The organism is Tepidimonas sp. (assembly GCF_036824975.1).
Classification (GTDB): domain Bacteria; phylum Pseudomonadota; class Gammaproteobacteria; order Burkholderiales; family Burkholderiaceae_C; genus Tepidimonas.
The window spans coordinates 1-23046 of record NZ_DAISZC010000032.1 but is presented as its reverse complement, the minus strand read 5'-3'; the positions used below and the strand labels follow the sequence as shown (position 1 = coordinate 23046).

General features: G+C 68.2%; 19 protein-coding genes and 3 tRNA genes. 6 read left to right on the top strand and 16 right to left on the bottom strand.

Features of this window, described 5'->3' with window-relative positions; genetic code table 11:
- Window positions 1-121: 121 nt before the first annotated feature.
- From V7Z54_RS05500 to trpE, 9 genes are all read right to left on the bottom strand, one after another.
- Window positions 122-196, bottom strand: a tRNA-Thr gene (locus tag V7Z54_RS05500).
- Between the two features lie 63 nt (window positions 197-259).
- A tRNA-Gly gene (locus V7Z54_RS05495) sits at window positions 260-333 on the bottom strand.
- A gap of 66 nt (window positions 334-399) precedes the next feature.
- Window positions 400-485: transfer RNA gene (locus V7Z54_RS05490), tRNA-Tyr, on the bottom strand.
- A gap of 78 nt (window positions 486-563) precedes the next feature.
- Window positions 564-1250: a hypothetical protein gene (locus tag V7Z54_RS05485; protein ID WP_334134980.1), complete on the bottom strand. Its 687-nt coding sequence runs from the start codon at window positions 1248-1250 to the stop codon at window positions 564-566.
- Complete coding sequence (gene trpC, locus V7Z54_RS05480) at window positions 1237-2058, bottom strand: indole-3-glycerol phosphate synthase TrpC (RefSeq protein ID WP_334134978.1); 822 nt, start codon at window positions 2056-2058, stop codon at window positions 1237-1239. Before trpC ends, V7Z54_RS05485 begins: the two co-directional genes overlap by 14 nt.
- Entirely contained in the window at window positions 2055-3110 is a 1056-nt protein-coding gene (gene trpD / locus V7Z54_RS05475; RefSeq protein ID WP_334134977.1) for an anthranilate phosphoribosyltransferase, read from the bottom strand. The genes trpC and trpD overlap by 4 nt, the downstream gene beginning before the upstream one ends.
- 106 nt (window positions 3111-3216) lie before the next feature.
- Window positions 3217-3786, bottom strand: a complete 570-nt coding sequence (locus V7Z54_RS05470; protein WP_334134976.1) for an anthranilate synthase component II — start codon at window positions 3784-3786, stop codon at window positions 3217-3219.
- Window positions 3783-4121, bottom strand: coding sequence for a chorismate mutase (locus V7Z54_RS05465; RefSeq protein ID WP_334134975.1), 339 nt, complete (start codon window positions 4119-4121; stop codon window positions 3783-3785). Before V7Z54_RS05465 ends, V7Z54_RS05470 begins: the two co-directional genes overlap by 4 nt.
- The gene (trpE, locus tag V7Z54_RS05460) at window positions 4118-5638 is read right to left on the bottom strand and encodes an anthranilate synthase component I (protein WP_334134973.1); all 1521 of its coding nucleotides are present in this window, start codon (window positions 5636-5638) and stop codon (window positions 4118-4120) included. The genes V7Z54_RS05465 and trpE overlap by 4 nt, the downstream gene beginning before the upstream one ends.
- A 306-nt stretch (window positions 5639-5944) precedes the next feature.
- Between trpE and uvrA the strand changes: the two genes are divergently transcribed.
- From uvrA to V7Z54_RS05445, 3 genes are all read left to right on the top strand, one after another.
- The gene (gene uvrA / locus V7Z54_RS05455; RefSeq protein WP_334134971.1) at window positions 5945-9067 is read left to right on the top strand and encodes an excinuclease ABC subunit UvrA; all 3123 of its coding nucleotides are present in this window, start codon (window positions 5945-5947) and stop codon (window positions 9065-9067) included.
- Window positions 9068-9132: 65 nt separating this feature from the next.
- Entirely contained in the window at window positions 9133-10551 is a 1419-nt protein-coding gene (gene gorA, locus V7Z54_RS05450) for a glutathione-disulfide reductase (RefSeq protein ID WP_334134970.1), read from the top strand.
- Window positions 10551-12074, top strand: a complete 1524-nt coding sequence (locus V7Z54_RS05445) for an AMP nucleosidase (RefSeq protein ID WP_443082437.1) — start codon at window positions 10551-10553, stop codon at window positions 12072-12074. The genes gorA and V7Z54_RS05445 overlap by 1 nt, the downstream gene beginning before the upstream one ends.
- Window positions 12075-12246: 172 nt before the next feature.
- On the opposite strand, the gene asd is transcribed toward V7Z54_RS05445, so the two are convergent.
- Window positions 12247-13104 (bottom strand): archaetidylserine decarboxylase, encoded by an 858-nt coding sequence (asd, locus tag V7Z54_RS05440; RefSeq protein WP_334134967.1) that lies wholly within the window; start codon window positions 13102-13104, stop codon window positions 12247-12249.
- Window positions 13105-13257: 153 nt separating this feature from the next.
- Between asd and V7Z54_RS05435 the strand changes: the two genes are divergently transcribed.
- Together V7Z54_RS05435 and V7Z54_RS05430 are read left to right on the top strand one after the other, a co-directional pair.
- Window positions 13258-14199 (top strand): ATP-binding cassette domain-containing protein, encoded by a 942-nt coding sequence (locus tag V7Z54_RS05435; protein WP_334134966.1) that lies wholly within the window; start codon window positions 13258-13260, stop codon window positions 14197-14199.
- A gap of 73 nt (window positions 14200-14272) precedes the next feature.
- Window positions 14273-15094, top strand: a complete 822-nt coding sequence (locus V7Z54_RS05430) for an ABC transporter permease (protein ID WP_443082436.1) — start codon at window positions 14273-14275, stop codon at window positions 15092-15094.
- Between the two features lie 162 nt (window positions 15095-15256).
- Here the strand turns inward: V7Z54_RS05430 and V7Z54_RS05425 are convergent, their stop codons facing one another.
- The 4 genes from V7Z54_RS05425 to V7Z54_RS05410 all read right to left on the bottom strand — a co-directional run bounded on the left by V7Z54_RS05425 (window position 15257) and on the right by V7Z54_RS05410 (window position 19868).
- On the bottom strand, window positions 15257-16411 hold the full coding sequence (locus tag V7Z54_RS05425; RefSeq protein ID WP_334134963.1) for an alanine--glyoxylate aminotransferase family protein: 1155 nt from the start codon (window positions 16409-16411) through the stop codon (window positions 15257-15259).
- Between the two features lie 149 nt (window positions 16412-16560).
- Entirely contained in the window at window positions 16561-17691 is a 1131-nt protein-coding gene (locus V7Z54_RS05420; RefSeq protein WP_334134961.1) for a YbdK family carboxylate-amine ligase, read from the bottom strand.
- Window positions 17692-17703: 12 nt separating this feature from the next.
- A complete protein-coding gene (locus tag V7Z54_RS05415) occupies window positions 17704-19008 on the bottom strand; it encodes a cation:proton antiporter domain-containing protein (protein WP_334134960.1) in 1305 nt (434 codons plus the stop codon).
- Window positions 19005-19868: a class I SAM-dependent methyltransferase gene (locus tag V7Z54_RS05410; protein WP_334134958.1), complete on the bottom strand. Its 864-nt coding sequence runs from the start codon at window positions 19866-19868 to the stop codon at window positions 19005-19007. The genes V7Z54_RS05415 and V7Z54_RS05410 overlap by 4 nt, the downstream gene beginning before the upstream one ends.
- Before the next feature lie 71 nt (window positions 19869-19939).
- Here V7Z54_RS05410 and V7Z54_RS05405 point away from each other — a divergent pair, with 71 nt between their 5' ends.
- Window positions 19940-20530 (top strand): hypothetical protein, encoded by a 591-nt coding sequence (locus V7Z54_RS05405; protein WP_334134956.1) that lies wholly within the window; start codon window positions 19940-19942, stop codon window positions 20528-20530.
- Window positions 20531-20631: 101 nt separating this feature from the next.
- On the opposite strand, the gene htpG is transcribed toward V7Z54_RS05405, so the two are convergent.
- Window positions 20632-22572, bottom strand: a complete 1941-nt coding sequence (htpG, locus tag V7Z54_RS05400) for a molecular chaperone HtpG (protein ID WP_334134955.1) — start codon at window positions 22570-22572, stop codon at window positions 20632-20634.
- 248 nt (window positions 22573-22820) lie between these two features.
- A partial coding sequence (locus tag V7Z54_RS05395) for a Crp/Fnr family transcriptional regulator (protein WP_334134953.1) occupies window positions 22821-23046 on the bottom strand: 226 nt, incomplete at its 5' end.

Here is a 23046-nt window from a genome sequence, read left to right as displayed (position 1 = left end):
CAATCGTGCCCACGTTGACGTGCGGCTTGGTCCGCTCGAATTTTTCCTTTGCCATGCTACGCGCTCCGAATGGATATTTGCCGAACTCACTCACACGCCCCACGTGGGGCAGGGACAACGGTGGTGCCCATGGGCAGGATCGAACTGCCGACCTCTCCCTTACCAAGGGAGTGCTCTACCACTGAGCCACATGGGCCTGCGACCGCCTCACGGCGACCACAATAAATCTGCACTCGACCCCAACGGACCGGCGTGGCGCTGGAGCGGGAGACGGGAATCGAACCCGCGTCATCAGCTTGGAAGGCTGAGGTTCTACCATTGAACTACTCCCGCGCAATCCCGCGGGACGACATCGCGGGCTGGCATTGCCTTCTCTCGAACCAACTAAACCGGTTTCGCTGGTGGAGGGGGTTGGATTCGAACCAACGTAGGCGTAAGCCAACAGATTTACAGTCTGCCCCCTTTAGCCACTCGGGCACCCCTCCGGCGAGAGTTCGGCATTATGCCACGGTTTGCGGTTTTCCCGCACGGGCCCCGCAAAAAATGCGGCCCATCCGGGCGGCCTACGCGCCAAACTGCGCCAGCACGCCGTCGCACCAACGCGCCAGGCGCGTCGCGGTGTCGGCGGCGTCGCGGATGCCGTTGATACTGCGCTGGCTAAGGTGCCGCTCGCACGCAATGGCGGCGCGCAGCAGGCCGTGCGCGTGCAGCGCGCGCACGGCAGCGTGTGCCTGCACGCCACAGGCCACCACCCAGTGCAGTCCCGCCAGCTCGTGTGCCAGCCGCTGCAGGTTGGCCGCCTCCAGCACTTCCTCCAGCGTGGGCACCGAGCGCCTGGTCAGCGCCGGATATTCCACCCGCGCCCACGCGTTGGTGATGACGTAGTCGGCGCGCTGCGGGCTGGGAAAGCGCAGCGGATCGCGCTGGTGCAACTGCAGCAGCACGCGCGCCAGGTTGGCGCCCGTGCCGGCCGCACAGGGGTAGCCGCGCTGCGCCTCGAACCGCCCTGGACAGATGAAGACGAATCCGGTGCGCGCCCCCGGACAAGGCTGATGGTGCGGCGTGGTCTGCGGCATCGGCCACTGGGCCAGCCCGTGCGCACGCCCGTCCCCGGTGGCGGCAGTCGGCGATGAACCGCCATCCACGCCATCCGTGGCCGCCGCTGCCGCCGTCGCGCAGGCAATCAGGCCCGGCGCGGGGCACGCCGCCTGCGCCGACGGCGTGTGCGCCCCGCGTTTACGCCCGCCCATGCGGCTCCCCATCGCCAAACAACGCCGCCAGCGCTTGCCCCGGATCGGGGGCGCGCATGAAGGCTTCGCCCACCAAAAAGGCGTTCACCCCCGCAGCGCGCAGGCGGCGCACGTCGTCGGCGGTCTGGATGCCGCTTTCGGCCACCAGCTGGCGGCCGGGCTGCAGCCGTGGCAGCAGATCCAATGTGGTCTGCAGCGACACCTCGAAGGTGCGCAGATTGCGGTTGTTGACGCCAATCAGCGGTGTGCGCAGGCGCTGCGCGCGCTCCAACTCGGCGGCATCGTGCACCTCCACCAGCACGGCCATGCCCAGCTCGCGCGCCAGGGCCTCGAAGTCGGCCATCTGCGCATCGTCCAGACAGGCAGCGATCAGCAGGATCGCATCCGCCCCCAGCGCGCGCGCCTCCCACACCTGATACGGATCGACCAGAAAGTCTTTGCGCAGCGCCGGCAGCGCGCACGCCGCGCGCGCCTGCCGCAGGTAGGCCGGGTCCCCCTGAAAGTACGGCCGGTCGGTGAGCACGGACAGGCAGGCAGCGCTGTGACGGGCGTAGCTGGCGGCAATCGCCGCCGGGTCGAAGTCGGCCCGCAGCACGCCCTTGGAGGGGCTGGCTTTCTTGGCTTCGGCAATCACCGCCGGGCGCCCGGCCGCCACCCGGGCCTGCAGGGCCGCCGCAAAGTCGCGCGGGGGGTCGTCACGCAGCGCCGCTTCAGCGCGTCGGCGCACGTGCGTGTCCGGCTCCCGCGCCCGGGCGGCGGCCACCTCCTCGCGCTTGGTGGCGCAGATGCGCTGCAGGATGTCGCTCATGCCGCGGCCTCCGCGCCCAGGCGGTGCGTCACGGTGACGAATTGCTCCAGCTTGGCCTTGGCCGCGCCGCTATCCAGCGCCTGACGCGCACGCGCAATGCCCGCTTCGATGCTGTCGACGACGTCGGCGGCGTACAGGGCCACGCCAGCGTTGAAGACGACGATGTCGGCCGCCGGGCCCCTCTCGCCATCGAGCACCGCCAGCAGGCGCTGGCGCGACTCCTCGGGCGTGCTGACCTGGAAGGCCCGATGACTGGCCATCGCGAGTCCGAAGTCTTCCGGGTGGATTTCGTACTCGACCACTTCGCCGCCGCGCAGCTCTCCGACCAAGGTCGCGGCACCCAGGCTGACCTCGTCCATGCCGTCCTTGCCGTGCACCACCAGCGCGTGTTCGGCGCCCAGCCGCTGCAGCACGCGCACCTGGATGCCCACCAGGTCGGGGTGGAACACCCCCATCAGGATGCGCGGCACACCGGCCGGGTTGGTCAGCGGCCCCAGGATATTGAAGAGGGTCTTGACGCCCATCTCGCGCCGCACCGGGGCCACGTTTTTCATTGCTGGATGATGATTGGGCGCGAACATGAAGCCGATGCCGACCTCACGCAGACACTGCGCAATGGCCGTCGGCGGCAGCTGAATGTTGATGCCCAAGCTCTCGAGCACGTCGGCGCTGCCGGACTTGCTGCTGACGCTGCGCCCACCGTGCTTGCTGACGCGTGCACCGGCGGCAGCAGCCACGAACATGGCGCAGGTGGAGATGTTGAAGGTGTGCGCCCCATCCCCGCCGGTGCCGACGATGTCTACCATGTGGGTGGTGTCGTCCACCGGCACCCTGGTGGCAAAGTCGCGCATCACTTGCGCGGCGGCGGTGATTTCACCGATGGTCTCTTTCTTGACACGCAACCCAGTGATGATGGCCGCCGTCATCAGCGGCGAGATCTCGCCGCTCATGATCAGCCGCATCAGGTGCAGCATCTCGTCGTGGAAGATTTCGCGATGCTCGATGACGCGCTGCAGCGCCTCTTGGGGCGTGATGAGGTGGCGATGGGGCATAGCGGCTTCTCCAGTGCTACGGTTCAACGACGGCAGACGACGACGGCAAACGGCGCTGCGCAACGACGCCACAACCCTTTTGTCGCCGCATCTGCGTGGCTTGGCGTCATGCGCCCTCTAAAAAGTTTTTCAGCAGCGCATGACCGTGTTCGGTGAGGATGCTTTCGGGGTGAAACTGAACCCCCTGCACGGGCAATTCGCGGTGACGCACGCCCATGATCTCGCCATCGTCCGTCCAGGCCGTGACCTTCAGACACGCTGGCAGGCTGGCGCGCTCAATGGCCAGCGAGTGGTACCGATTGACGGTGAACTGCCGCGGCAAGCCGGCGAACACCCCTTCCTGCGTGGTGGTGATGACGCTGGTTTTGCCGTGCATGAGCTCACGCGCACGCACGATGCGGCCGCCGAAGGCCACGCCAATGCTCTGGTGGCCCAGGCATACGCCCAGGATGGGCACCCGCCCGGCAAAGTGCCGGATCGCGGCCACCGAGATGCCTGCCTCGGCTGGCGAGCAGGGCCCCGGCGAAATCACCAACCGATCGGCAGCGCGCGCCGCGATGCCCTCCACCGTGATTTCGTCGTTGCGAAACACCTCCACCTCAGCCCCCAGTTCAGCAAAGTACTGCACCAGGTTGTAGGTGAACGAGTCGTAATTGTCGATCATCAGCAGCTTCATGACCGCTCCCGGCCCGCGTCGGTGCAAGGCGTTTTGCGTGCAAACAGTTGCATTTCGTAGGCGATGTAGTGCTCCATCATGGACCGGTAGAGCACCTCGATCAGATCGGGGTCACCTTGGTGCTGCACGGCCAGCGCACGCACGTGTTGCACCACGGCCTCGATACGGGCCTCATCGCGCACCTGATGCGCGTGCTGCTTGATGCGGGCCGCCTCCACCATGCACTGCGCGCGCTGCACCAGCAGTGGCACCAGTTCGCGGTCCAAGGCATCGACACGCTCGCGCACCTCGTGCATGGTTTGCGGCTGGGATTGCACTTCGGTGGTGCCGCTCATGGCAGCCCCTCCTCGACCAGCTCGGCGGCGCGCAGCAGTGCGCGCGCCTTGTGCTCGGTTTCCTGCCATTCCAGCGCCGGCACCGAGTCGGCCACCACCCCGGCGGCCGCTTGCACATACAGCGTCCCGTCACGCACGACGCCGGTGCGGATGGCAATGGCCAGATCCATGTCGCCGGCAAAACTGAGGTAGCCGACCGCGCCGCCATAGATGCCGCGCTTGGTCGGCTCCAAGCGGTCGATCAGCTCCATCGCATGCACCTTGGGCGCCCCGGTGAGGGTGCCGGCGGGAAACGTGGCGCGCAGCACGTCCATGCTGCTCAAACCCGGCCGCAACAGTCCCTCGACGTTGCTGACGATGTGCATGACGTGGCTGTAGCGCTCCACCGCAAAGGCTTCGGTGACGCGCACGCTGCCGGCCACCGCAATACGCCCGATGTCATTGCGCGCCAGATCGATCAGCATCACGTGCTCGGCCCGCTCTTTCGGGTCGGCCAGCAGCTCCTGCTCGGCGGCCTTGTCCTGCTCGGGTGTGGCGCCGCGCGGTCGCGTGCCTGCCAGCGGGCGGATCGTCACCTTCTCCCCCTCGGCCACCCGCTCCTGCCGCACCAAAATCTCCGGCGACGCACCCACCACGTGCAGGTCGCTGCCCGGCCAGTCGGCCCCCGACAGGTTGTAGTAGTACATGTAGGGGCTGGGGTTGAGCGAGCGCAGCGCGCGGTACAGGCTCAGCGGGCTGTGCGCAAAGGCTTTGTGCAGCCGCTGGCCGATGACGATCTGCATGAAATCGCCCTGCTGAATCAGGGCTTTGGCCTGCTGCACTGCGGCCTCGAAGTCCTCGCGCGTGCGCTCGTGTACTGCCGGCGCAGAGCCCCCCCCGCCGATCGGGGGTGCCTGCACCGGCGCATGCAAGCGCTCGCGCAGGGCGTGCAGCCGCGCCTGGGCGGCGTCGTACGCCGCCGGCTGCTGCGGGTCGGCGTAGACGATCAGGTACAGCCGGCCGCTGAGGTTGTCGATGACGGCCAGCTCCTCGGTCTGCAGCAGCACGATGTCCGGCAGCCCGAGCGGATCGGGCGGGCAGGTGTGCTGCAGCTTGCGCTCGATGTGGCGCACGGTGTCGTAGCCGAAGTAGCCGGCCAGCCCGCCGCAGAAGCGCGGCAGGCCGGCCAACGGCGCCACCCGAAAGCGCTGTTGATAGGCGGCAATGGCGTCGAGCGGGTTGCCGCCAAAGGTCTCGACCACCTCGCCGTCGCGCACAACCTCGGTGCGCGCGGCAGCGCCGAAACCGCTTGCCCGCAGCCAGGTGCGCGCGGGCAGGCCGATGAAGCTGTAGCGGCCAAAGCGCTCGCCACCGACGACCGACTCCAGCAAAAAGCTGTTGCAGCCCTGGCGCTCGACGGCGGCCAGCTTCAGGTACAGCGACAGGGGGGTTTCGAGATCGGCAAACGCCTCGGCCACCAGGGGGATGCGGTTACACCCCTGCGCGGCCAACTGATCGAACTGTGATGCGGAGATCACGACAGAGCTCCTGGGAAGGAGCAGGCGGGCCAGCACTGTCGCAACCCGTCCCACCTGCGAGACGCGAGTGGTTCGCCCACAGCGAACCGGCGAGGAGGGGCCCGCACCGGGCCGCCGCAACGGAAGTCAGGCGTGCGTCGCAGGCTTGCGCCAAGGCCAAGCCTCCCGGCGGCCGGTCTTGAGCGCGGCCGCGCGACGGGCATCAAACAGACTGCGGTGAAGCGACATGAGCGCAGTGTAGCAAAGCGCCGCGGCAATGTCGGCCGCTTCTTATGATTGAGGGTTTGCCTCCCCCCCTACGCCGCGATGCCCGATTCCGCTATGCCCTCCACCCCGTCGAGTCCCGACACCACGCCGCAGGCCGCCCCGCCTGGCAACGGCGCGGGTGCCGGACGCTGGCTGCGGGTGCGCGGCGCGCGCACGCACAATCTGCGCAACATCGATCTGGACATCCCCAAGGATGCCTTGGTCGTGATCACCGGCGTGTCCGGCTCGGGTAAGTCCAGCTTGGCGTTCGACACCCTCTATGCCGAGGGTCAGCGGCGCTATGTGGAGAGTCTGTCGGCCTATGCGCGCCAGTTTCTGGAGCGCATGGACAAGCCCGACGTCGATCTGATCGAGGGCCTGAGCCCAGCGATTGCCATCGAACAAAAGGCCACCAGCCACAACCCGCGCTCCACCGTGGGGACGGTGACCGAGATTCACGACTACCTGCGACTGCTGTTTGCGCGCGCTGGCGTTGCGCACTGCCCACAGCACGGCGTGCCACTGCAGGGGCAGACGGTGAGCCAAATGGTCGATACGCTGCTGGCGCTGCCCCCCGAGACCCGGCTGCTGGTGCTGGCGCCGGTGGCGCTGCGCGCCGACGACCCGCTCGCGACGCTGCAGGCCCTGCAGGCGCAGGGCTTCGTGCGCTTTCGCATCGACGCCGTGGTGTGTGAGGCAGAGCGTGCGGCGGCCCACCTGCATCCGCAGGCGCAGCTGGAGGTGGTGATCGACCGGCTCAAGGTCCGCCCGGACGCGCGGCAGCGGCTGGCCGAGAGCCTGGAGGCGGCGCTGCGTCTGGGCGACGGGCGGGCGCTGGCGCTGGAGCTGGACACCGCCGCGCTGCACCCGCTGGCGGCACACCCGGCCTGTCCGCATTGCGGACACCGACCGCCGGCACTGGAGCCCCGGCTGTTCTCGTTCAACGCCCCACAGGGCGCCTGCCCGCGCTGCGACGGCCTGGGTCACGTGGAGCAGTTCGACCCGGCGCGGGTGGTGGCGTTTCCCGAACTGAGCCTGGCCGGCGGCGCCATCATCGGCTGGGACCGGCGCAACCCACACGTCGTCAGCACCGTGCAGGCCCTGGCAGCCCACTACGGCTTCGACCCAGAGACCCCTTGGCAGGCGCTGCCGGCCACGGTGCAGCACGCCCTGCTGCACGGCAGTGGTGATGAGGCGATCGCCTTCAGCTACGGCGCTGACGGTGGACGGCGCATCAGCAAGGCGCATCCGTTCGAGGGCATCTTGCCCAATCTGGAGCGGCGCTGGCGGCAGACCGATGCCCCCGCGGTCCGCGAAGAACTGGCGCGCCTGCGCAGCCGACACCCGTGCCCGCTGTGCGGTGGTGCGCGTCTGCGCCCCGAGGCGCTGCACGTCTTCGTCGGCGAGGGCAAACAGCGGCGCAACATTCACGACATCAACGAAATGACGCTGGCCGAGGCGCACGCCTATTTCGAGGCCCTGCGCCTGCGCGGCGCGCGCGCCGAGGTCGCCCAGCGCATCCTGCACGAGATTTGCGCGCGGCTGCGCTTTCTCATTGACGTCGGGCTGCCATACCTGTCGCTGGGGCGCAGCGCCGAGACCCTGTCGGGCGGCGAGGCGCAGCGCATCCGCCTGGCCAGCCAGATCGGCTCGGGACTCAGCGGCGTGATGTACGTGCTGGACGAACCCAGTATCGGGCTGCACCAGCGCGACAACGACCGCCTCATCGCCACCCTACTGCGCCTGCGCGATCTGGGCAACACGGTGCTGGTGGTCGAGCACGACGAGGACATGATGCGCGCCGCCGACCATGTCATCGACTTGGGACCCGGCGCTGGCATCCATGGCGGACAGGTGATGGCACAAGGGCATTGGACCGAGGTGGCCAACACCCCGGGGTCGCTGACTGGGGACTATCTGGCCGGGCGGCGGCGCATTCGCCCGCCCGCACAACGACGCAGCTGGACACCCTCGCCACCGGCGGCCGCAACGACGGCGCACGGCTCAACAGGCAACGACTGCGCCCAAGATGGCGCAGCCTTAGTCAGTAGCGACAGTCCCGTCGATCAGCACTGTCGCAACGCCGGGACGCGCACCACCCGTTTACCCGGAACATGCAGAGCCGCTTGGCCGGGATCGGCCGCGGCTACAGCGGCAGCAGCTGCCAACGGTGGTCGCGCGCTGCGCCTGGTGGGTGCGCGCGGCCACAACCTGCAGCACGTCACGGTGGACATCCCGCTGGGGCTGTTGATCTGCGTCACCGGCGTCAGCGGCTCGGGCAAATCCACCCTCGTCAACGACACGCTGCTGCGCGCGGTGCAGCGGCACCTGCATCGTAGCGGTGACGAGCCCCTGCCCTTCGACGCCCTGGAGGGCGTCGAGCAGGTGGACAGGGTGATTGCCGTAGATCAAAGTCCTATTGGGCGCACGCCACGCTCCAACCCCGCCACTTACACCGGGCTGTTCAGCACGATTCGCGAGTTGATGGCGCAAACCCCGTTGGCGCGCGAGCGCGGCTACGCGCCGGGGCGCTTCAGCTTCAACGTCGCCGGTGGACGCTGCGAGGCGTGCCAGGGCGACGGCGTGGTGAAGGTGGAGATGCACTTCCTGCCCGACGTCTACGCCCCGTGCGACATCTGTGGCGGCGCGCGCTACAACCGCGAAACGCTGCAGGTCCGCTACAAGGGACTCAACATCGCCGAAATTCTGCAGCTGACGGTGGAGCAGGCGCATCGCTTCTTCAGCGCCGTGCCGACCTTGCAGCGGCGCCTGCAAACGCTGCTGGACGTCGGCTTGGGCTACCTGCAGCTGGGGCAAAGCGCCACCACGCTGTCCGGCGGCGAGGCGCAGCGCCTGAAGCTGGCGCAGGAGCTGGCCAAGCGCGACACCGGGCGCACCCTATACGTGCTGGATGAGCCGACCACCGGGCTGCATTTTGCCGACATCGAGCTGCTGCTGCGCGTGCTGCTGCAGCTGCGCGACGCCGGCAACACCATCGTCGTCATCGAGCACAACCTGGACGTCGTTGCCTGCGCGGACTGGGTGATCGACATGGGGCCGGAAGGCGGCAGCGGCGGCGGCCGCATCGTGGCCTGTGGCACGCCAGAACAGATTGCCCGCCACCCCGACAGCCACACCGGACGCTACCTGGCGCAACACCTTCGCCGCCGGGGTCTGGCGTGAACCGCCTACGCGCTCGCCCTGACCGCGGGCGCGCAGCGCCCACGCAAAGCGCCTAAGATGGCGTCATGAGCGACTTCGATTTTGACCTTTTCGTCATCGGCGGCGGCAGTGGCGGGGTGCGCGCTGCGCGTATGGCGGCGCAGCGCGGCGCGCGCGTGGCGTTGGCCGAGGCGCGCGGACTCGCGGGGCTGGGCGGCACCTGCGTCACGCTGGGCTGCATTCCCAAAAAGCTCTACCGCTACGCCGCCGACTACGCCGCCGCCTTCGACGACGCGCGCGGCTACGGATGGCAGACCAGCGCCCCCACACTCGACTGGTCGATGTTGAAGAGGCGGCGCGCCGCGGAGATCGAACGCCTCAACGGTGTCTACGAAACCCTGCTGCGCAACGCCGGGGTCACGCTGCTGCTGGGGCACGCCCGGCTGCTGGACGCGCACACGGTGGCCGTGAGCGCGCGCCACGCCGACGGCAGCACGACGCAGCAACCCTGGCGCGCCCGGCATATTCTGGTGGCCACCGGTGGCACCCCGCACGTGCCGCACTTCCATGGACGCGAGCACGTCATCACCTCCAACGAGGTGTTCGACCTGGACCCCTTCCCGCGGCGTCTGGTGGTGGTGGGCGGCGGCTACATCGCGTGTGAATTCGCCTCCATCTTTCACGGACTGGGCGCCGAGGTGACGCTGCTGTACCGGGGCGAGCAGATCTTGCGCGGCTTCGACGACGAGGTGCGTCACTTTCTGGCGGCCGAGCTGGCGCGCGAAGGCCTCGATGTGCGCCTGCGCAGCGGCGTGGTGGCGGTGCAGCGGGTAGCCGACGGTCTGCGGGTGCAGCTGGAAGACGGCGCTGCGCTGCGGGCCGACGCCGTGCTCTACGCCACCGGCCGCGCTCCCAACGTGGCCGGCCTGGGGCTGGACGCGGTGGGCGTGGCCCAGGGCCCGCTGGGCGCGATCGTGGTCGACGAGCACTTCCGCACCAACGTGCCCAGCGTCTACGCGCTGGGAGACGTCACCGCGCGGGTGCAGCTCACGCCGGTGGCGCTGGCCGAAGCCATGGCATTGGTCGACCACCTGTTCGGGCCGCCCGCGGGGGCCCCGCCCCGCAGCGCACGCTACGACCTGATTCCGACTGCCGTCTTCACCTATCCGGAAGTCGCCACCGTTGGCTGGACCCAGGAACAGGCGCTGCAGCGGTGCGACCGGGTACGGGTGTACCGCAGCGTCTTCCGGCCCCTGCGGCACACCCTTAGCGGCCGTGGCGCGCGCACGCTGGTCAAGCTGCTGGTGGACGACGCCAGCGACCGTGTCGTCGGTCTGCACATGGTAGGCACGGAGGCCGCCGAAATCGTGCAGGGATTTGCGGTGGCGCTGCGCGCCGGGGCCACCAAAGCCGACTTTGACGCCACCCTGGGCATTCACCCCACCGTTGCCGAAGAGTTCGTCACCCTGCGCGAACCCGCTGCCGTGCTGCAACGCTTGTCATGATGCTGCTGGACACCCCTGCTTTCGTTGCTCCCCAGTCATTTACCGACCCCGACGCCGCCGTCGCTGAAGTGACGCGCCGCTACGACCAAGCGGTCGCTCACCTGCGCGCTGCGCTGCAGCGCTACATCAACAGCACGGTCGACGACGACACACTGCTGCAGCGCGTGCGGGCCACCTACCCCTACGTGCGCATCGACGTGGCGCGCCCCTGGCACCCCGGCAGCAGCACCGCCACGCGCCGCACCAGCTACGGCTTCGTCGCCGGCATCGGTCGCTTCGAGACGACACTCACCCGCCCCGACCTGTTTGCCGATTACTGGCGCGAGCAGTTCACGCTGCTGCGGCAACACCACGGCGTGCCGCTGGAGGTGGGCTTTTCGCAGCAGCCGATTCCGCTGCACTTCGCGCTCGGCGAAGACACACACTTCGAAGGCGAACTCAGCCCGCTGCAGCGGGCGCGGTTGGGTGAAGTGTTCGACCTGCCCGACCTGACCGCGATGGACGACGGCATTGCCAACGGCACCCACCTGCCGGCGCCGGGCGCGCCGCAGCCGCTGGCGCTGTTTACGGCCGCGCGTATCGACTACTCGCTGCAACGGCTGCGGCACTACAGCGGCACGTCGCCAGCATGGTTCCAGAACTTCGTGCTGTTTACCAACTACGGCTTCTACGTCGATGAGTTCGTTCGCTTGGGGCAAGCCGAGATGGCGCGCGCGGACAGCGCCTACGTCGCCTTCGTCGGGCCCGGCAACGTCGTCACCTGGCGCGCGGGGCTGGGGGCGGCCGAGCGGGCGGCACTGGCCGGAGCCGAAGGTGAGCCGGTGACGCGCATGCCGCAGATGCCGGCCTACCACCTGGTGCGCGCCGACCGCAGCGGCATCACGTTGGTCAACATCGGTGTGGGCCCTAGCAACGCCAAGACCATCACCGACCACATCGCGGTGCTGCGCCCACACGCTTGGTTGATGCTGGGCCACTGTGCCGGGTTGCGCACCAGTCAGCAGCTGGGCGACTACGTGCTGGCGCACGCCTACGTGCGCGAAGACCACGTGCTGGACGAGGAGCTGCCGCTGTGGGTACCGATTCCGGCGCTGGCCGAAATCCAGCAGGCGCTCGAAGGTGCGGTGGCCGATATCACGGGCCTGCAGGGTGCCGACCTCAAGCGCGTGCTGCGCACCGGCACCGTGGCCAGCACCGACAACCGCAACTGGGAGCTGCTGCCGGACAACCTGCCTCAGCGGCGCTTTTCGCAGTCGCGTGCCGTCGCATTGGACATGGAGTCGGCCACCATCGCGGCCAACGGTTTTCGCTTTCGCGTGCCCTATGGCACGCTGCTGTGCGTCAGCGACAAGCCGCTGCACGGCGCCATCAAGCTGCCCGGCATGGCCGACCGCTTCTACCGCGAGCGCGTCGACCAGCACCTGCGCATTGGCCTGCGCGCCATCGAGCGGCTGCGCGCTGCGGGCGTCGACCAGCTGCACAGCCGCAAACTGCGCAGCTTTGCCGAGGTGGCGTTCCAGTAACCCGGTGCCGCCCACGCCTCTTCTGCCGGGCGGCACGTGGACGCCAGCGGTGGCGTGCGTGCACGCAGCAGAGCAACACGGTCTGGCCGGCATGGTCGCGGACGCGTGCGCCGGGCTTGGCCTGCCGTGACCCCTTGAAGGGGCCCCTGTCACGGCGTAACACGCCGCCACGTCAGCGCCAGCGCCCCATCGCCTCGCCCATACGCACCGGGCGGCCGCTACACCAGTCGGGCTGCAGGGCCACGGTATCGCGCGGAAACAGCGCGATCACGGTGGAGCCAAGCAGAAACCGCCCCATCTCGGCCCCGCGGGTCAGCCGGATGTCGCGCCCGTCGTAGTGCCAACGGCGCACGACGCCGGGACGCGGCGGGTTGACTACCCCATGCCAGACAGTGGCCATGCTGCCCACGATGGTGGCACCCACCAGCACCAGCACAAACGGAAACGGCTGCCCGTGGCGCTCGCCGTCGAACACGCACACCAGGCGTTCGTTGCGCGCAAACAGGCCCGGCACGCCGCGCGCCGTGGCCGGGTTGACCGAAAACAGCGCCCCCGGCACATGCACCATCTGGCGCAGACAACCGTCGCACGGCATGTGGATACGGTGGTAGTCGCGCGGGCTCAGGTACAGCGTGGCAAATACCCCGTCGGTAAAGGCCGCCGCCAGCGCGGCGTCCCCCCCCAGCAGCACCTGCAGCGTATAGGTGTGCCCCTTGGCCTGCAGCAGGCGGTCGTGCGCAATCGGGCCGCACTGGCTAATCGCGCCGTCCACCGGGCAGACCAGGTCGGCCTCGGCCAGCGGGCGCGCTCCGGGCCGCAGCGCGCGGGTGAAGAAGTCGTTGAACGTGGCGTAGGCGGCCGGGTCGGGCTGCGCCGCCTCGGACATATCGACCTGGTAGCGCGTGATAAAGCGGCGGATGGCCGCCTGCGTCACTGCGCCCAAGGGGCGCCGCGCCAGCGCCCCGGCCAGGGTGGTCAGGGCTTGCTTGGGCAAGACGTATTGCAGCCACACGGCCAGCCGTTCACTCACTCATCCACTCCTGTTTCCTCAATCCGAGGCGCCGCAGTGTAGCCCACCAGGGGCCCCGCCCCTCGCCATTCACAGCCCGGGGCCCGGCGTCACCGCGCCCGCAGGCTTGCCGCCGGCCCCCGGGTGCCTGGCGGATGCCCGACAATCGGGGGCATGCAGACCGCTCTGTTCCAGGTCGAGGGGCTGGGCAAGCGCTACGGCGGCCGGCCGGTAGTGGAGGACTTGTCGTTTTCGATTGGCACGGGCGAATGCGTCGGCCTGCTCGGCCCCAACGGCGCCGGCAAAACCACCACGCTGCGCATGGCGCTGGGGCTGATTCCGCCCGATGCGGGGCGCATTCGCATCCTGGGACACACCATGCCAGCCGACGCCGCCATCATCAAGGCCCGGCTGGGCGTGGTCGCGCAGTTCGACACCCTCGATCCCGACTTCACCTGTGCTGAGAATTTGCTGGTGTATGGGCGCTACTTTGGTCTGCGTGGCGCTGCCCTGCGACCCCGCATCGCCGAGCTGCTGGAATTTGCGGCATTGGCACACAAGGCCAACGCCCGCCCGGGCGAGCTCTCCGGCGGCATGCGCCGCCGCCTGAGCCTGGCGCGAGCGCTGGTCAACGACCCTGACCTGCTGCTGCTGGACGAACCCACCACTGGGCTCGACCCCCAGGCCCGCCACCTGATGTGGGAGCGTCTGCAGCGCCTGCTGCAGCAAGGCAAAAGCATTTTGCTGACCACGCATTTCATGGACGAGGCCGAACGGCTGTGCCACCGCCTCGTCATCATCGACCACGGCCGCAAGATCGCCGAAGGTGCCCCTCGCGAACTCATCGCGCAGCATCTGGAGCCCGAGGTGGTGGAGGTATATGCAGAGCAGGGAGCGGATGCGGCCGCCGTTCACACCTTGCTTGGCCCGGCGGTCGGCGCACTGGCCCAACGCATCGAAACCAGCGGTGAGACGGTGTTTTTTTACACCCAGGACGCGCGCCCATTGCTGGCGCAGCTCAGCCAGCGGCCGCGCCTGCGCATGCTGCACCGCCCGGCCAATCTTGAAGACTTGTTCCTGAAATTGACCGGGCGCCAGATTCGCAGCGAGGGCTGATGCGCACCTTTGTGTGCGCGACCCACGCGTGCAGCTGCCCCCCACCGTTTTGACTTGGCACTGCTGTATGTCGATGCCTAGGAATCATCCCTCACTGTGGCACCCGCCGCGCCTGAGTACCCGCTTTGTGGCCGTGTGGCTGCGCAACCTGCTGGTGTGGCGCAAGCTGGCGCTGCCCAGCCTGGTGGGCAACATTGCCGAGCCGCTCATCTGGCTGGTGGCATTCGGCTACGGCATGGGCGCGCTGGTGGGCACGGTGGCGGTACCGTTGCCCGGCGGGCAGACGCAGACCGTGCCTTATCTGGTGTTTTTAGCCAGCGGCAGCCTCTGCATGAGCGCGATGAACGCTGCCACCTTCGAGGCGCTGTACTCGGCTTTTTCGCGCATGCATGTGCAAAAAACCTGGGACGGCATACTCAACGCGCCGGTGACGCTGGACGACATCGTGCTGGCGGAGATGCTGTGGGCTGCGTTCAAGGCGCTGTTTACGGTCACGGTGATTCTGGGCGTGATGCTGGCGCTGGGCATCAGCCACAGCCCCAAGCTGGCGTTGGCGTGGTTAGTGCTGGGCCTGACGGGCGTCACCTTCGCCAGCCTGGCGTTGATCTTCAACGCGCTAGCCAAGGGTTACGACTTTTTCACCTACTACTTCACACTGTTCCTGACGCCGATGATGTTTGTGTCGGGCGTGTTTTTCCCGCGCGAGCAGCTACCCGAGTGGGTGCAGACCGCCTCCGCCGCGTTGCCGTTGACGCACGCGGTGCAGCTGGTGCGGCCGCTGTTTTTGGACCGCTGGCCGACCGATGCCGCACTGCACCTGGCGGCCCTGGCGGGCACGGCAGTCGTGGCGTTCTGGCTTGCGCTGGCGCTGACGCGGCGGCGCTTTGCTGGCTAGTGTTGGCGGGGTATCGCTCTCGTCAAACCGCCTCCGGTGGCGTCGGTGGGCTGGCAGCGGCCTCATTCTTGGCAGCGCCCCGGCGCGCGGCTTGGGGCGCGGCGCGGATCGCCCCCCGGCCGCAACCACCGTCTCCTGATGCGGTGGCGTCGGCACCGCCGCTCACGCGGTTGCCGTTGCGGGCTCCGACAGGCCCAGACTGTCGAGCGCCTGCGCCAAGTGGCCCACTGTGCGGTCGATGTGCAGCAGCTTCTCCAGTCCAAACAAGCCGACACGGAAAGTGCGAAAGTCGGCCGGTTCATCGCACATCAGCGGCACCCCGGCGGCCGTCTGCAGTCCCACGGCCGCAAACTTTTTGCCGCTGGCGATCTCGGGGTCATCGGTGTAGCAGACCACCACCCCCGGCGCCTGAAAGCCCGGCGCCGCCACGCTGGCCAGACCGCGCTCCTCGAACAGGGTGCGCACCCGCCGTCCCAGTTCGAACTGAGCCTGTCGCATCACCCCAAAGCCGTGCGCGCGCGTCTCCTGCATCACGTCACGCAAGCGCGCCAGCGCATCGGTGGGCATGGTGGTGTGGTAGACGTGGCCGCCCTGTTCATACGTTTCCATCACCTGCAGCCACTTTTTCAGGTCGCAGGCAAAGCTGGTGCTGGTGGTGGCGTCGATCACCGCACGGGCACGCTCGGACAGCATCACCATGGCGCACGCGGGCGAGCCACTCCAGCCTTTTTGCGGGGCCGAAATCAGCACGTCGACCCCGGTAGCGCGCATGTCCACCCATACCGCCCCCGAGGCGATGCAGTCGAGCACGAACAAGCCGCCCACGCCGTGCACCGCCTTGGCCACCGTACGCAGATAGTCGTCGGGCAGCATCATGCCCGCGGCCGTCTCGACATGCGGCGCAAACACCACCGCCGGGCGCAGCGTCTGGATGGTGCGCACCACCTCGTCCATCGGTGCGGGCACCCACGGCGCGTGGGGGCCGTCCTGGGTGCGGCGCGCCTTGCACACCACCGCCTCGGCGGGAATGCGGCCCATGTCGAAAATCTGCGTCCAGCGGTAGCTGAACCAGCCGTTGCGGATGACCAGCACCCGCTGGCCGGTGGCAAACTGGCGCGCCACCGCCTCCATGCCAAAGGTGCCGCTGCCGGGCACCAGCGCCACGGCATGCGCGCCGTACACCTCTTTCAGGATGCTGCCGATGTCGGTCATGACGCGCTGGAAGCGCCGCGACATGTGGTTGAGGGCGCGATCGGTATAGACGACCGAAAACTCCAGTAGGCCATCAGGGTCGATGTGGGGCAGCAGGCCAGGCATGTCAGCTCTCCTCGGCGCGGTGGATGGGGCATCATACGCGTGGCAAGCGCAGATCGTCCCCTGTTGCAGCGTCGGCACAAGTCCTCAACGTCCAAACGGGGCACAGGATGCGGCACGCAGGCGCATCCGCCGCCACTGCCCGCGACCCATCAGCTTATCACGCCCGCACGCAGCGCACCCGCCGCTGCGCGCACCACCGCCTGCAGGCTGCCGGTGCGCGCGTGCACGGCGCGCAGCGCGCTGGCGTGATTGCCGGCGGCTCCGGCCACGCGTTCGATCTCGGCCAGCGCCGCCTCGCTATCAAGGGCCTGCGCGTGCGGGGCCAGCCGCCGCAGTGTGACCAGGATATCCTCGCGAATGGACAGCGCCTCGCGTGTACGCGGATGCACCAGCACCCCATCCAACCCGAAGCGGCAGGCCTGGAAGCGGTTGTAGGTGTAGACCAGGTAGTCGTCCTCCAGCGGTGGCGGGTCGCCGCCCTCCAACAGCAAGCGGCACAGCGCCTGCAAGTAGCCGGCCAGGGCGGCGGCGCGCTCCACGGTCAGCGGCGTGTCGCACACACGCAGCTCGATGGTGCCGTACTCGGGCTTGGGGCGGATGTCCCAGTAAAAGTCCTTCATCGAGCGCACGACGCCGGTGGACTCCATCTTGCGGAAGTACCCCTGCTCGAATTCGTCCCAACGCAACACAAAGGGGGCGCGCCCGCTCAGGGGAAACGCGAACACCGAGTTGAGCCGCGCCGAGTCGAACAGCGTGTCCGCTCCCTGGAAAAACGGCGACGACGCCGACAGGGCGATGAAGTGTGGCACGTAGCGGTTGAGGGCATGTAGCAGAAACAGCGCCTCGTCGGCCGAGCGGCAGCCGATGTGCACATGCTGCCCGAAAACCGTGAACTGCTTGGCCAGGTAGCCGTACAGGCCCGACAGTTGCTGAAAGCGCGGCTTGTCGAAGATGCGCTGCTCGAACCAGCGCTGAAACGGGTGCGTGCCGCCACCGGCGAGCTCGACGTTGAGGCGGTCGGCCGCGGCCACCAGCGTGTCACGAATAGCGCGCAGCTGCACCAGCAGCTCGCCATACCGGGTGTGCACCCCGGTGGCGATCTCGATCATGCTCTGCGTCATCTCGGGCGTGACACTGCCCGGAAACGGCGCGCGCGCCAGCAACGCCAGCAGATCGTCGGCACCGCTGCACAGGTCCTGATCGTAGGTGTTGACGATCTGTAGCTCGAGCTCGACGCCCATCGTCAGCGCGTCGGAGGTCTTGAACGGTTCCAGCGGCATGCGCTCGCTCTCCTACGATCCGGGAGGGCGCGCCGCATTGGCGGCACCACTCGGTGGGGACGCGACGGTGTCGGCCGCGGGCTGCGCCGACACGCCCCCGACTGGGGTCGTCGTTGCGGCGCGCCTTGCGACACCGCCGACAGCCTCGCGCGCCGCGCGCAACGCCCACAGCGTCAGCACCGGCCCCAGCAGCTCCAGCACGAACAGGGCCGCCGTTGCGTGCCACAGCGCGGGCGGCGCAGGCGTCAACCCCTGCGCCGCACCGCGCTCGAGCAGCACCAGCGTCACGGCCGACATCGGCAGCAGCGCCACCCCGGTGAGCGCCCCCTTGCGCACCGTGGTGCCGCTGAGCACGGCCAACGCGGCGTTGAGCATGGCGGGCAGCCCCAGCCGCACGGCAACGATCAGCGCCGCCACCAGCCAGACCGTGCTATCGGCCAGCGCCGCCCACGACGTGCGCGCCCCCACGTACACGAACAGAAACACGCCCAACGACAACCCCAGAGTGCCGAAATCCCGCTGGGCGTGGGGCAGCCAGGCCAGGCGCTCGCGCAGCAGTGCGCCAAAGCTGAGTGCCGCCAGCAGCGGCGACAATCGCAGCGCGTCAGCCACCACCGTCAGCCACACCAGCGCCAGCGCATAGCCCACGGTGGGCACCGCCGACGAGGGATAGGCCCCGCGCATCAGCTGCGACATCCCCACCGCCAACGCCACCCCCAACGCCACCGACAGCGACACCGTGTACAGGCTCGTCAGGCCCGCTTGCAGCCAGTCGCCCTCCGCGCTCAAAAACCAGTAGGCCGTCGCCAGCTTGAACAGCAGCACCGCCAGCACCGTCTGCAGCGCCGCCAGATGCAGCATGCGCTCTGTGACCTGTCCGGCCGCGCGCGCATCGTTGGCCACGCGCAGCAACGCCGCCGGTGAAGCGGCGGTCGCCGCCGCCGCCAACAAAGGACGCCACGGCTCACCCAGCCCCAGCCAGCCCAGCCCGGCGTACAGCGCCATAAACACCAGCAGCGATTGCCCAATACCCGCTGCCAGCAACCACGGGTTGCGCCGAAACCACCCCAGGTGCAAGCGGCATCCCAGCTCAAACAGCACCAGCGCCAGCGCCAACTGGGCCAGCAGCGCGCCACCCCCCTGCGCAAGCCCCAGGGCAGTGGACCCACCCAGTGCTCCCCCCATCGCGCCAATGGCTACGTAGGCGCTGACCCGCGGCAGCCCGTACGCATGCCACCGCTCGCCCAACCACCACGCCAGCCACAACAGCGCCGGCCACACGACCAGGGCGCTGCCGACGTCACCGATTACGCTCATGATGGTGCGACCGCAAAACGCGCTTGCAGTTCCTCCAGTCCCAGCATCTGCAGCAGCTGCTGCAAGCGCTGCGCGGCGGCACGCTGGCGCCGACCCGTGTGGCGCGCCACGATCAGCTCGTTCTTGAGCGAATGCTCCCACCCCACCAGTTCGGTCACGGTGACGTCGTAGCCGCTGGCCTGCAGGCGCAAACAACGCAGCACATTGGTCACCTGACTGCCGAACTCGCGCGTGTGCAGCGGGTGACGCCACAGCTCAGCCAGCGGCGTACTCGCCAGCTGCAGCGCCTTGTGGCGACGCAACGCAGCGGCCACTTCGGCCTGGCAGCACGGCACCAGCACGATGGCGCCGGCCTGCCGCTGCAAGGCAAAGTCAATGGCGTCATCGGTGGCGGTGTCGCAGGCGTGCAGCGCCGTGACGACGTCCACCGCCGGCGGTAGCGTGGCCATCGCCTCGCGCACGGTGGCCGCCACGAAATGCATGCGCACAAAACCCAGCCGCTGCGCCAGGTCGGCCGCGCGCAGCACCAGCTCGGCGCGCGCCTCCACCCCCCAGACAGCGCCCTGCGCGCGCTGCGCGAAAAAGCGGTCGTACAGCAAAAAGCCCAGGTATGACTTGCCCGCGCCATGATCGACCAGCGTGACGTCGCCGCGCGCCTGGAGCGCCTGCTGCAGCAGCGGCTCAATGAACTGCAACAGGTGGTTGACCTGTTTGAGCTTGCGGCGCGAGTCCTGGTTAAGGCGGCCGTCACGCGTCAGGATATGCAGCGCCTGCAGCAGCGCCACAGACTGGCCGGGATGCAGCTCGGCCAGCACGTCTGGCGCCAGCGCAACGGGGTTGGGGCGGGAAGAAGCAGCCATCTGCCGATGATACGGGGACGGTGGTACGATGCCGCTGCGGGCACCAACGGTGTCCGCCAGAGGAGACCGTCATGGGCACCATCGTTGGCTACATCTCGCCCAAACCGCCAGAGCAGCGCCTGCGTCGCTATCCCACCAAGGTCATCAACATCATCGGTGGCCCGGGGTGTGACAAATCCCTGTACGCCGCGGCCATCGTGCTCAAGCTGCACCTGATGGGCAAGACGGTGGAGCTGATCCCGGAAGTCGCCAAGGCGCTAGTCTGGCAGGGCGACACCGACGCGCTGCGCAACCAGCATGGCATTGCGCTGCAGCAGTACCGCATCCTGAGCCTGCTCGACGGGCAAGTGGCCTACCTGGTCACCGAAGGCGGCTTACCGCAGCTGTTGTACTACAACGCACACCACCCGGACAACATCTGCGACGTCGCCAAAACACGCGCGCAGATCCTGGAGTGGTACCGGCAGTTCGACAACATTAACCTGTTTGCCCAGCGCGACCTGGACAAGCCGTATCAGCGCGCCGGCCGCCTGCAGGACGAAAACCGCGCGCGCGAGATCGACAACGAAATGCGCACGCTACTGGCGGCCGAGGGCATCAAGTACACGCCGATGCCCCCGGATCACCGCAAGATCATCGAGTGGACGGCGTCGCTGGCCTGACCGTGTCATCCCAGTGACACCGGGTCCGCCGGCTATCATGCCAACAACCCAGCACACCTGCGCGCTGACGAGCGCGTCACCAGCACCGACGGCCCTGTGGCTCACACCAGCAGCGTGTTGACGCGGCGCACGAAGGCGGCTGGGTCTTCCGGCAGACCGCCCTCGGCCAGCAGGGCCTGGTCAAACAGCACCAGCGCGTAGTCGTCGAAGCGCTCGCCGGCGTCGGCCAGCTTGCGCACCAGCGGATGGTTGGGGTTGATCTCCAAAATCGGCTTGACCTCGGGCGCCTTCTGACCGGCCGCCTTCAGCAGGCGCGCCAGCTGCAGCGAATACTCGCCGTCTTCCACCACCAGGCAGGCGGGCGAGTCCACCAGACGGGTGCTGACGCGCACATCCTTGGCGCGCGCCTTCAGCGTCTCACGCAGCCGCTCCAACACCGGTTTGAGCGACTCCGCCGCTGCTTCGGCCGCCTTTTTCTCCGCTTCGTCTTGCAGCTCGCCCAGGTCTACCGCGCCCTTGGCCACGCTGCGCAGCGGTGTGCCGTCGAACTCGTGCAGGAACGACATGGCCCACTCGTCGATGCGATCGCCCAGCAGCAACACTTCGATGCCTTTCTGGCGGAACACCTCCAGTTGCGGGCTGCTGCGCGCCGCCGCCAGCGACTCGGCCGTCAGGTAGTAGATGGCCTGCTGTCCGGGCTTCATGCGCGCTTTGTAGTCCGCCAGGCTGACGGTGGGCGCGTCGCTGTGCGTGCTGGCAAAGCGCAGCAGGCGCGCGATGCGGTCACGGTGCGCCAAGTCTTCGCCCAGCCCCTCCTTGAGCGTCAGCCCGAATTCGCTCCAGAAGCGCGTGTACTTGCCCGCGTCGCGCTGCGCCTGGGCTTTTTCCTCGTCGCTGAGCTTGTCCCACGCTTCGCCTTCGGGCAGCCGGTCGCGCGAGGCCAGCTCCTCGAGCATGCTCAGCACGCGGCGCGTGTTGCCCTCGCGGATCGCCTTGACGTCACGGTTTTCCTGCAGCAACTCACGGCTGACATTGAGCGGCAGGTCGGCCGAGTCCACCACCCCCTTGACCCAGCGCAGATAGGTCGGGATCAGGGCCTCGGCGTCGTCCATGATGAAGACGCGCTGAACATACAGCTTCACGCCCGCCTTCTTGTCGCGGTTCCACAGGTCGAATGGTGCCTTGGCCGGGATGTAGAGCAGCTGCGTGTACTCGGTGCTGCCCTCCACACGGCTGTGGCTCCACGCCAGCGGGGCTTCGTCGTCGTGCGCAAGGGCCTTGTAGAACTCGATGTACTGCTCGTCGGTGATATCGCGCTTGGGCCGTGTCCACAGCGCACTGGCAGCGTTGACCTGCTCCCATTCGTCCTTGAGCACGTACTCGCCCTTGTCCTTGTCCCACTCCTCCTTGGGCATCAGAATGGGCAGGCTGATGTGGTCGGAGTACTTGCCGATGATGGACTTCAGCCGCCAGCGGCTCAGGTATTCGGTCTTGTCCTCGCGCAGGTGCAGGATGACACTGGTGCCGCGCGCCGCGCGCGTGATGGTCTCGGTCTCGAAGGAGCCGCTGCCGTCGCTGCTCCAGCGCACGCCCTGCTCGGGTGGTAGACCGGCGCGGCGGCTCTCGACTACGATGCGGTCGGCCACGATGAAGCCAGAGTAAAAGCCCACGCCGAACTGGCCGATCAATTGCGCATCCTGCTTCTGGTCGCCCGACAGCCGCTGCAAAAACTCGGCCGTGCCGCTCTTGGCAATGGTGCCCAGGTGCTCGATCGCCTCGGCCTCACTCATGCCGATGCCGTTGTCGGTGATGGTGATCGTTTTGGCCGCCTTGTCGAAGGTGACACGAATCTGCAGGTTCGGCGTGTCCTCATACAGCGCAGAGTTGGCCAGCGCCTCAAAACGCAGCTTGTCGCAAGCATCCGACGCGTTGGAGACGAGCTCGCGCAGGAAGATGTCGGGGTTGGAGTACAGCGAGTGCGTGACCAGGTGCAGCAGCCGTGCCACTTCGGCCTGGAAGGCGTGGGTGTGTTTGGTACTCATGGACGGGTCAAACGGGAATGACAGCAACAGGAGGCAAGCACCACCGGCCGATGGGCGACAGTGGCGCGCCTGCGATCCGCCGGCACGATGGTGCTGCACAGGCGCGCGCCACTGCGTGCACGGAGCGCGGCCACCGACTGACGCTATGTGGGGGCGGGAAGGGGAATATCAAGCCCCACCCGAATCGCCCCGTCGAAAGCCCGGTGACGACTGACACCGCCGGCTGGACGCCGCAGACGCCGGTCGACCTATGGGCGGCCGGCGCTGCGCAGGGCCTCCAGATCGAGCACGCGCAGCCCACCGTACTCGACGCGGATCGCCCCGGACCGTTCCCAACGCGCCAGCGCCCGGTTGACGCGCTGGCGCGACAGGCCGACCAGGTACGCCAGCTCCTGCTGCGTGATGCGCAGCACCTCCCCCACGCCAGGAAACAGCACCGGGTGAAACAAATTGGCCACACTGCGCGCCACGCGC

Bases quoted from the DNA above. Each gene is read 5' to 3' on its own strand.
- gorA (WP_334134970.1), top strand. From the start codon at position 9,133: ATGAGCGACTTCGATTTTGACCTTTTCGTCATCGGCGGCGGCAGTGGC.
- V7Z54_RS05425 (WP_334134963.1), bottom strand. From the start codon at position 16,411: ATGCCTGGCCTGCTGCCCCACATCGACCCTGATGGCCTACTGGAGTTT.
- uvrA (WP_334134971.1), top strand. From the start codon at position 5,945: ATGCCCGATTCCGCTATGCCCTCCACCCCGTCGAGTCCCGACACCACG.
- trpC (WP_334134978.1), bottom strand. From the start codon at position 2,058: ATGAGCGACATCCTGCAGCGCATCTGCGCCACCAAGCGCGAGGAGGTG.
- V7Z54_RS05445 (WP_443082437.1), top strand. From the start codon at position 10,551: ATGCTGCTGGACACCCCTGCTTTCGTTGCTCCCCAGTCATTTACCGAC.
- V7Z54_RS05430 (WP_443082436.1), top strand. From the start codon at position 14,273: ATGCCTAGGAATCATCCCTCACTGTGGCACCCGCCGCGCCTGAGTACC.
- V7Z54_RS05410 (WP_334134958.1), bottom strand. From the start codon at position 19,868: ATGGCTGCTTCTTCCCGCCCCAACCCCGTTGCGCTGGCGCCAGACGTG.
- V7Z54_RS05470 (WP_334134976.1), bottom strand. From the start codon at position 3,786: ATGAAGCTGCTGATGATCGACAATTACGACTCGTTCACCTACAACCTG.
- htpG (WP_334134955.1), bottom strand. From the start codon at position 22,572: ATGAGTACCAAACACACCCACGCCTTCCAGGCCGAAGTGGCACGGCTG.
- V7Z54_RS05405 (WP_334134956.1), top strand. From the start codon at position 19,940: ATGGGCACCATCGTTGGCTACATCTCGCCCAAACCGCCAGAGCAGCGC.
- V7Z54_RS05420 (WP_334134961.1), bottom strand. From the start codon at position 17,691: ATGCCGCTGGAACCGTTCAAGACCTCCGACGCGCTGACGATGGGCGTC.
- V7Z54_RS05485 (WP_334134980.1), bottom strand. From the start codon at position 1,250: ATGGGCGGGCGTAAACGCGGGGCGCACACGCCGTCGGCGCAGGCGGCG.
- trpD (WP_334134977.1), bottom strand. From the start codon at position 3,110: ATGCCCCATCGCCACCTCATCACGCCCCAAGAGGCGCTGCAGCGCGTC.
- V7Z54_RS05465 (WP_334134975.1), bottom strand. From the start codon at position 4,121: ATGAGCGGCACCACCGAAGTGCAATCCCAGCCGCAAACCATGCACGAG.
- V7Z54_RS05435 (WP_334134966.1), top strand. From the start codon at position 13,258: ATGCAGACCGCTCTGTTCCAGGTCGAGGGGCTGGGCAAGCGCTACGGC.
- V7Z54_RS05415 (WP_334134960.1), bottom strand. From the start codon at position 19,008: ATGAGCGTAATCGGTGACGTCGGCAGCGCCCTGGTCGTGTGGCCGGCG.